Below are 9,183 nucleotides of genomic sequence, written 5' to 3'. Positions count from 1 at the left end.
GCTTACACGTTCCGCGAGAAGAAACCTTCACTTAATATCAGATTCACTCAAGCTCTTCCACTTGTAGGGTTGTGATTCTTATGTCGAACTCACGTTGAACTATGAAATTGAATCGATATATCAGTTTGGAGGTACTCAGGATATTGATGTTTTTGCACATCGCCACCATGGAGAAATAGGCTATAGCTTTGAAACAGCAATGCCTCTTAGGGTTCTCTACCTGTTTGATTATGCATCAGGCGATCCTGATCCAGGAAAGAATTTTGACATTCTGTATGCAAAACGCCGAGTAGAATTCGGCCCCACCGGTATGTTTGGACCATTTTTCCCTTCTAACCTTTTTTCACCTGTAGGCTTTCGTGCGAATCTTTTACCAATGCCTAATGTCAGGCTCATGATGTCTCATCGTGCCTATTGGTTGGCTGATAAACGTGGTTCCTATGTAGGCAGCGGTCTACAAGACCGAACTGGCCGATCAGGTAGTTTCTTGGAACATATGCTGGATGTCAGCGTAGGATGGGATCCTCAGTGGAACTTTCTAAGACGTGTAAGCTTTGATATTGGGTTTAGCCATATATTCAAAGGTGATTACTTTGATACTGTTCCGAACGGTCAAGTAGAAAAGATACCAATTATGGCTATACGATGGCGACCATTAAGTTCTAACTTCTTAAGATATCAAGCCATCACTGCCCACCTAAGCAAAACCCAGATCAAACGATTTAGCTGACACTGATTTTGCTTAGGGCAATGCCTGTAACCAAGGATTGAAAAGGTTTTCCAACAAGAGCTTTGAAGCAGATCAGATGCCCTCTTTGCTCTTTGATAAGAAGTAAATGCACCACGCAATTACACCTAAAATCGACAAGATAACAAACAGCCATACCTCATAACGCTTAATATCGCCAACAATAAGTTCGAGTGCGTGAGCAAATATATACCCCATGATTCCAACCGTTATTGACCAAATGAACGCTCCAACAATATTCAGGATCAAAAACCGAACTGGGTGAATCCTGCACGCCCCCAACAAAAACGGAGCAATCGTTCGAAAGCCATACATAACTCTGAATCCTAGTACTAACATCGTCTGATGCTTATTTAAAACTGCAAACACTTTTTCTGACTTACGTTTCAAATTGGGTCTTTTTTTGAGGATACTTTCACCCTTTACACGACCAATATAAAAGTAAAGCTGATCGCCAAGTAATGTACCCAGAAACGCGCTAGCCAGTACCCCTGGTAGATCAAGATAGCCTTGGTGCGCCGCGATGCCTCCCAGAATGAGGATAGTTTCGCCTTCAAGAAAAGCACCTATAGCTATCGCACTATAACCGTATGTTGTTATTAATTCTTCTAAAGACACTTTTAATTGAACCAGTCAATTCTTCAAGTCGAACCGCGTTCGTTGCAACCAAGAGTATGAGCCACATTGTTAGATTCATGAATATGTGCAGAATTAATATAACCAGTTAACAAGTATTTTCGCTTTTTTATTCTGATTGCTTACTTTTATCAAGTTCTACGAAAACTTCTTTAGCACTAGAATTGCATTCATTGCAGCTAAAAATCCTGCATACACAGCCATTTGAATAATTACCTCCACTGTCTCTTGCCAAGTATATCCGACATTTAGTCCTCCCTGGATATGCCCCTTCAACTCGGCAATACAAAACTATAGCCTGATCAGGTGAATGACACGAACGAGTTTATAGTTCGACTTCAGCACTTTGATGTTCTTGATCACCTTTCCATCTCATAATGAGATGTCTGCCAGAAATTAATGGCCAGCTCATGGACATTTTTAACATTATGCAGACTCCTGTAAGATTGAGCGCCTCGGAAGTCGATGTCGCAACAACAATAATCGTATAGGGAAGATACATATCGCCATAGTCTGGGGTCTTGCTGGATTGAGTTGTGCTTCTGAATTAAAAAATGTGGCGTTATCGCTTAAGTTTTTGAAGCCCCCATTCGGAGTGACGGACGCTGCTTTTCTTTTCAATGGGACTTGGCTTTCCTAGTCCGGTAGATTTTACCGGACAAATGATCGAACGCGGCGGTGAATTGATCGCTACCGGACATAAATAATACGACAAGATGAAGCAGACAAAGAGAGGATTGATTTAGAAATGGAATTAGACATTCAATAAATTGAAGCCTTGTGTATCAATACTCGAACATTTTTATCACTTTTATAACCAATCTTGCCATTGATGTCTTTTGTCATAATCAGGTATTGTATTCCTAGAATTCCAGAAACCGAGGCACTGTGTTAAGTTTTCTGTATCGTCCTTTTCTATACCCATTGGTTCTGAAAAACACTAACAATTCAATTTACTTGCGGGCCTGATCGACATGAAAGTACTACTCTTGTCAAAATCAATTTTGGGAAAATTGCAAGACTACTTATTCATAACCCTGAGGTTAAATAATATTTATTTATACCGATTCGCAAATAGGCCCAATGCAGTAAAGTGGCATCGAAGCTACTTTTGGAAATTCTCAACCAAGCCTGCCAGCTTTTTCCTCGCATGTTTGCTGACATGGAGCAACATTTCGATGGTGCAGGCCGAGGATGATTCATGCCAACAAACCGAGGAAACGAATATCTGGATCTCGCCGCTCAACCTCAAAGCCGATGGGCAGATCAAGATCATGGCGGTGTCCACGGATGGCCCCGTGTCGGAACTTGCCCTGATCGATAACCAAGGTCAGCGCATGCCCCTGCCATCACGCCGCCGAGGTGGCCCGCCTTGGAGTCTTATTGCTGAATTGGCAGGGGTGGACGAGGGACATTATCGAGTAGAGGCGAACCGGGATGGCAAATTGATCACCTGCTATTTACTCACCATTGGTGAGTCAGGAGTACAGAAAAGAGAAGAAAGAAAGGAAAGAACCAAAGCGTGGAATCTTGCCACCGAAGCCTTTTATTCCGCCTGGATCGAAGCGTTGTTTGGCGCGCCGCCAGAAGAAAATCTCAGCTTCCCTTCCTTGGAGCCGGTGTTGCGCAACAGCGAGCGCAACTTCCTGCACAATTATCTTGGCCACAACGAAGACCAAAACCTGCCACTCACCCCCGATTGCGCCGATCTACCTTACACCTTACGAGCTTATTTTGCCTGGAAGATTGGTCTGCCAATCTCCTTCCGCGCCTGCGGGCGTGGTTCAGCCAAGGCGCCACCACATTGTGGCGCGCCCACCATCATGACCGAATTTACCCACGACATTAGCTCGCAGGCCAGTTTCAAGAAAATCAGCAGACAGTTGGTGAATACTGTCCATTCAGGATCATTACGAACAGGATTGGAGGATGAGTCGACGGATCTGTATCCCATCCCTGTCAATCGGGAGACGCTCTGGCCAGGATCAGTTTATGCTGATCCTTACGGTCATGTGCTAGTGTTGGTTGAATGGGTGCCACAGACGAAGGGCCGCCCCGGCATCTTACTGGCCGTCGATGCTCAGCCGGACAATTCGGTTGCCCGCAAGCGGATCTGGGAGGGCACCATGCTGTTCACGAATAGCGAAAGTGCCGGACCGGGCTTCAAGGCTTTCCGGCCTTTGGTCGCAACGTCCTCAGGGAGATGGCGGTTACTCTCCAATGACGAGCTGGTCTACCATCCCGATTTCGCTCCTTTTTCCTTGGAGCAAGATCAACTCTCTGCCGACAATTTCTACGCCAGGGTAACCAAGCTCATCAACCCTGCAGGTCTTGATCCCAAGCAAGCTTATGAAGCAACGCTGGACGCCTTGATAGAGCAAATCGAGACTCGCGTGACTTCGGTGGACAACGGAGAAGCGTATTTTCGCAAACACGCCGGCAGCGTCATCCCCATGCCTAGCGGCACGGCAATTTTTCAGACTATCGGTCCGTGGGAGGATTACTCCACTCCCTCCCGCGATATGCGCCTGATCATTGCCATCAATGTCCTAAACGGCTTGCCCGAGAAAATTGTGCGCCACCCTGAGTTATTCGTACTGAAGGGCCAGAGCCCCGAAGAAGCCAAGACCGAAATCGAGCAGCACCATGCAAGGCGCATCCATGAACACAGCATCCACTATACACGCACGGACGGTAGTCCATGGGAGCTCTCCGTGGCTGAGGTGTTAGCACGGAAGCAGGCCTATGAAATGGCTTATAATCCCAACGACTGCCCTGAAATACGTTGGGGCGCACAACCGGACTCAGAAGAGCACTCCACCTGTCGCCGCCACGCACCCGCAACTCAGCGCGAGAAAATGAAACAATACCGTATCTGGTTCCGCGAAGCACGCAGACCGACACCATGAAAGCCATCTCACTTTAAACAGTAAAACGGCAGCAGTAAATCATCACTGTTATTCCATTTCCGAATCAAACATGAGACGCGAAGGCGAGCCGAAGACAGTATAAATAGTACGGCAAGGAGAAGCCGACAAAATCAGATTTGATCTAGAAATGGAATGAGTATTTATTGTTGTCAGATTAATCCCTCTAATAGTGAAAAGGGAACACCCTCTAGCTGAAAGTTAGGACAGGCAGGACCGGTCAACAAAGTGTCCAATTTTACGCTACCAAAGCGTGAGAATGCCATTATATATTCCCGTTTTATATATCCCAGTTGATCCTTACGCTGCCCGCTACAACCTCATGAATATGCTTCATCATTGGATGATTCTTTCTTTCGAACAAACAGAACTTTACGGCGAAAATCCAATGAATATGCCATGCCTTCTATCATAATCTTACTTGGATATAGTGGTGCTTTTCCTGATCTCTTGCCATTTTTCGGTGAATAGCAGCTTCGTCCAGATTTTCTTTTATCACTTTCTCGAAATAACGAATATTCGCTGAAGTATGTGAATTAAGATCTTGACCTTTTCTTCCATAGAAATAATTATGATTTTTATATTCCTGAAGTAGTTTTTGCTGTTCCTGCAATTTTACTTGTAACTCTTTTGCAGCATTTTCATAATGTTTTGCTAACGCATCGTAATTGCTGGCAATTGAGTTTAGATCAGCATTGCCAATTTCATTATTCTGCAGAGATGAAGCGGGATTCATTTGCGCGCAAGCAGATAAAAAACTAAGCGTCAGTAAAGTAATCAACGAAATCTTTGTTTTCATCGTAATATCTCCATTAAACAACTTAAATTTCTCTTCTTTCTTTTATTTAAAATTTCTATTGAGTTTTTCATTGTGCTATTAAGAATATCCATCTTAGAAATACATTCTTTTTAGCTCCATGTTAAGAATTGCCATCGTCTGAGCTCATCTTAGCCTCCTCTAATGTTTCAATAAGGGATCGCTACGATCAAAGAATCCATGAAGTAAAATCACAGCCCGTTTTTACTGAACTATTGTTTAGAAGAAATTACCTCATGGGTTAAGCTAAATTACCCCTAACAATGCAGAAATAATTTGGCCACTTTGATTATTAAATTTCGTGGGATTCTCAAAATTGGATAATGCTAATATTGATTATTTTTAGGAAACGCAGGTAGTTTTAATCCTGCACTTTCAGCTTCTACTTCGACCACCCGTTCCACTACGCGCTAGCCTTTGCTGCACTGCTGGAGTGAAACCACTCTTTTGCAATAAGTTCGTTTTAGGCAGCTCTTTGAGCGGTGTACTACGCTTGACAACGATATAAATACTCTTCTCTTTGATTTGTGCCAGAAGCAATTCGTCAGCAAAAAAACGCCTGGCAGCATTAATGTCAGGAACAAGAAAATGAATTTGTTGAATAAAACCACTCTTTTGCAATAAGTTCGCTTTAGGCAGCTCTTCCTCTTCAAGCGGTGTATCACGCTTGACAATGATATGAATGTGCTGCTCTTCGATTTGCGCCAGAAGCAATTCGTCAACAAAACTCCTGGCAACATTAATGTCAGGAACAAGAAAATGAATTCGTTGCATGAAAACCTCCTAATATTTAGGTTAATCAATCCTGTTTAATAAAACAGTTTGATACCTGAAGCAGAGCAATAACAATGAATCAAACTACTTCCGCTTTCTTACGGTAACAATGCCATGGAATAACGAATAGACTGACAATAATGCATATAATTATCATTTCTACTCATTACTCATTACTCATTATTGGGTAACGATGTTATGGAATAATAAATAGGCTGACAATAATGCAAATGCATACAATTATCATTTCTATGCATTTGGGGTATGAAAAAATAACGCTACTATCCTGCCAGATAAATGTTTAACAACTAATAAACAAGATAGTCACCCATAGACAGTTGGAGATTATTAAAAACTTGACCATGTGAAGCGATCGCTTCGATTCCTTTGGCTTGATCAAAAGCCAAAAAATTGAATAGAGGATATTGTGGAAAAAATAAAATCGGAAATTTTACTAATTTTAATTTGCACTAAAAACTGCATTAATGATCCGATTCCAAGGCAATATTGAGAATCCGGAAACCAATACCCCTACTCATTTATCAAGAATTATCTTTAAATTCAGAGCTTTAAAAAATTTTTTGTCAGTATATAATCTCTCCTTACATTTTATATTTTGCTAAACAAAATGCAGGAACCTAAGCCCGAACCCTTTAAATTTGTTTTCAGTTGGCGGCGTTTTTTGGTGCATTGTGCAATTATGAGTGTTTGCGTAATGCTCGGTCTGATGACCTGGTATTTTGGTAAGCCGCCCAGTATCCGGTTTTATGAAACAAAACCGGAAGAACAACTAGTCACTGCAATAGCGCCCGGTATTGATATGGCGTTGGATACGAGCAGTTCTATAGCCGTGAAAGCAGAGCACCCCCTGCAAGTTGAGTTGTTCAGGGGAAATGTTTATTTTGACATCGATAAAAATGCCCCCGATCAACTTGAAGCAAAAGTCGGCAATGCTCTCATCAAGGGTTCTGGCACTCGCTGCAGTATCCAGATGTACAAAAATGGTAATAACCATGTCGCCGTTGCAGATGGGTACGTCAAGATCCATGTGGCATCCGGCGTATATCAAATCAATGCATTTGAACAGGCTGATTTTGATGATGACGGCATCAGCAAACACCGACTGATGGATGACCGAAATATTGCGCCCTGGCGCTCGCTACAGTAATTATGTGGATAAGGAATTTAGGCTTACGCTTAATTTGTAAATTGCAAATCGTTGGTTAGATCTTTTATTGAGAATGAGCGTCAGAGTAACTTAATGTCCAATTTTACTATGATCTTAATTTCTTCTGGTTCAAGCAGATTAGAGCAAACACAATACGCTAGCTCAAGTGGGTGAACATTTTGGCATCAATTACGCTACCTCACCCGGTCGGTTAAACAGGGGTAAAAGAGAAGAGAAAAGGGTATTAAATGTAATGTCTGACCCTAAATATTAGTTGGAAAAGTCAGCTCGTTTTCAACTAAAATCTAGCGTGTGCATGCTTTTTTCATAAAATGGGCCAACACACATGGTTGTATCGTTCAACGCTGGGTCGATCATTGAAGTTGTGAAAATTAGCTGGTAATCGTTATTTAACTTTTCACACTCTGTCACTATGATTCGCTGAAAATTATGACTGCGTTGCTCAACCATCCCTTTATCTTCGATATTGTCCATAATCAAGAAGTTGGGCAGGCGTGCAAGCTTGTCTTCGACAGCGCGCAAAAATATAGCTAAACGAATGCTATTTTTCATAATAACCATTGAACTTGCAGAAAACTTGCTTCGCCCATTTACGAACATTCTATCTTTAGCAAAATCGAAATTAACTTCCTCTACTTCATCAAAGGTCGGCTCATAGCTGCCGTCTTGGGCTAGCAACTGACTAGCTCTGGTCTCTATTGAACCATAAACTTCATAGTATCTATCGGCCTGCCTGGCATTAACCTGATCGAGCTTATCTTGTAGACGCTGAATACGCATGTTAGCTTTTTCTTTCTCTCGTCGCAAAGATTCTACTTTGTTTACATGCTCCCTCCGGTCTTCAAGCGCTAATATTTGGCTTCTACGAAAGCCCATTTCAAATGCTATTTCCGCGACGATTGCGTCTTTCGCTCCTGCCGTTACTTCCAGCTCTTGGTATTCAAACTTTGCTTCTTCAAGTTGTCGATTAATGCTTGGCAACTGACCATTGATGTGGTCTAATTTCTTCCTAAACTCTTTTATGAGAGTTTCACTTTCTCGGATCTGGAAGTTCAATTCATTTAACATCTGCACATAAGCTATATCCCGATTGCCATCATGTTTTTCTGTTTTACAGAGGAGGCAACCTGAATGTTCCTGTTCAGAAATCGGCTCCAAACATGCAGGACAATATTTGAAATGAACTTCACCTAGGGAAGAAAAAGTAAGCCTTGATTGCTCTAGAGCTATCTTTCTATCATAAAGTGAAGTAGCAAACAACTTGGTTTCTATTAATTCAACAGAAATTTCTGCCTTAGTCGCCTCTAGTTCCTGCTTTACCGAAGATAATCGATCTATCTCATCCTGGAGTGCATTAGCTTTTGCGCTTACTTGTTCATTTAGATCTTTTGACTTAGAACGTAGTGCTTCCTTTTTACGGCGTTTGAGCTCTTCCAGTTGGAAGACAATTTCTACAATCTCATTGTTCAGTGCTTGCTCATTAATCTGGGATACTTCATTCCCAAATAGCCGATAAATAGCATGAAGTTCACCATTCAATTTTTCGAATTCCTTATTAGCAACCAACAGATCTTGCCTCAAGTTGTGTGCCTCAAGATCATCAATACCCAATAAATAATCACCAATAGCTCGCCGATAAGTGGCATTGTCGAATTCCTTGTCTTCTTTAAGAAGTTTTGTTGTAGCAGAGAGCTGATCGACATACATGAGGCGAAGGATTTGATGTAATGTTAAATTCTTTGAGTCATCCGTTTTGTGTCTTGGCAAGCCCAGCAGTTCGAAGATTTGCTGAGAAAAACTATGGCGTTCCTCGCTGCGACGCATGGGGTATTGCGTCCAGCCTGCGATAGAATTCACAGCATCATCGAATTTCCCTTCAAAAATAGACATCTTCGCTTGCCCGCTGTCGATAATGTCTCTTTTAAGACAAAAATGAATACCATTTAGCGCCACTTCCGTCATAACCCAATCACAACTGCGCTGCTCTTGAGCCCACTCTGATATGTGTTGTCAAATATGGAGTCCATATGATTAAGCTGCGAGTTGATTTGCATAGTATCGCTGTGTAAATTCTGCTGGCGATAGGTAACCT

The 9,183-nt window shown here is 42.3% G+C and carries 8 protein-coding genes; 3 read left to right on the top strand and 5 right to left on the bottom strand.

Annotated features, from left to right (window positions below):
* Positions 1 to 94 precede the first annotated feature (94 nt).
* The gene (locus BLV54_RS13615) at positions 95 to 730 is read left to right on the top strand and encodes an alginate export family protein (protein WP_256329508.1); all 636 of its coding nucleotides are present in this window, start codon (positions 95 to 97) and stop codon (positions 728 to 730) included.
* A gap of 72 nt (positions 731 to 802) precedes the next feature.
* On the opposite strand, the gene BLV54_RS13610 is transcribed toward BLV54_RS13615, so the two are convergent.
* Together BLV54_RS13610 and BLV54_RS17365 are read right to left on the bottom strand one after the other, a co-directional pair.
* Positions 803 to 1,366, bottom strand: a complete 564-nt coding sequence (locus tag BLV54_RS13610; RefSeq protein ID WP_090572170.1) for a DedA family protein — start codon at positions 1,364 to 1,366, stop codon at positions 803 to 805.
* Between the two features lie 156 nt (positions 1,367 to 1,522).
* Positions 1,523 to 1,660 carry a carboxymuconolactone decarboxylase family protein gene (locus tag BLV54_RS17365; protein WP_218132409.1) on the bottom strand — a complete coding sequence of 46 codons (138 nt, stop codon included), beginning with the start codon at positions 1,658 to 1,660 and terminating at the stop codon, positions 1,523 to 1,525.
* A gap of 713 nt (positions 1,661 to 2,373) precedes the next feature.
* Here BLV54_RS17365 and BLV54_RS13600 point away from each other — a divergent pair.
* Entirely contained in the window at positions 2,374 to 4,293 is a 1,920-nt protein-coding gene (locus tag BLV54_RS13600; protein ID WP_256329507.1) for a hypothetical protein, read from the top strand.
* A gap of 427 nt (positions 4,294 to 4,720) precedes the next feature.
* Here BLV54_RS13600 and BLV54_RS13595 read toward each other — a convergent pair whose 3' ends face one another.
* Positions 4,721 to 5,110: a hypothetical protein gene (locus BLV54_RS13595; RefSeq protein ID WP_090572167.1), complete on the bottom strand. Its 390-nt coding sequence runs from the start codon at positions 5,108 to 5,110 to the stop codon at positions 4,721 to 4,723.
* 393 nt (positions 5,111 to 5,503) lie between these two features.
* Complete coding sequence (locus BLV54_RS13590; RefSeq protein WP_090572166.1) at positions 5,504 to 5,902, bottom strand: hypothetical protein; 399 nt, start codon at positions 5,900 to 5,902, stop codon at positions 5,504 to 5,506.
* Positions 5,903 to 6,602: 700 nt separating this feature from the next.
* On the opposite strand from BLV54_RS13590, the gene BLV54_RS13585 reads away from it, so the two are divergent.
* Positions 6,603 to 7,070: a FecR domain-containing protein gene (locus BLV54_RS13585; protein ID WP_256329506.1), complete on the top strand. Its 468-nt coding sequence runs from the start codon at positions 6,603 to 6,605 to the stop codon at positions 7,068 to 7,070.
* A gap of 294 nt (positions 7,071 to 7,364) precedes the next feature.
* Here BLV54_RS13585 and BLV54_RS13580 read toward each other — a convergent pair whose 3' ends face one another.
* Entirely contained in the window at positions 7,365 to 9,053 is a 1,689-nt protein-coding gene (locus BLV54_RS13580) for a coiled-coil domain-containing protein (protein ID WP_090572164.1), read from the bottom strand.
* Positions 9,054 to 9,183 lie beyond the last annotated feature (130 nt).

It is taken from the genome of Nitrosomonas sp. Nm33 (assembly GCF_900107265.1).
GTDB lineage: Bacteria > Pseudomonadota > Gammaproteobacteria > Burkholderiales > Nitrosomonadaceae > Nitrosomonas.
The sequence above is the reverse complement of the archived record's forward strand: the minus strand, read 5'-3'. Positions and strand labels throughout refer to the sequence as shown.

Bases quoted from the DNA above. Each gene is read 5' to 3' on its own strand.
- BLV54_RS13585 (WP_256329506.1), top strand. From the start codon at position 6,603: ATGAGTGTTTGCGTAATGCTCGGTCTGATGACCTGGTATTTTGGTAAG.
- BLV54_RS13595 (WP_090572167.1), bottom strand. From the start codon at position 5,110: ATGAAAACAAAGATTTCGTTGATTACTTTACTGACGCTTAGTTTTTTA.
- BLV54_RS13580 (WP_090572164.1), bottom strand. From the start codon at position 9,053: ATGACGGAAGTGGCGCTAAATGGTATTCATTTTTGTCTTAAAAGAGAC.
- BLV54_RS13590 (WP_090572166.1), bottom strand. From the start codon at position 5,902: ATGCAACGAATTCATTTTCTTGTTCCTGACATTAATGTTGCCAGGAGT.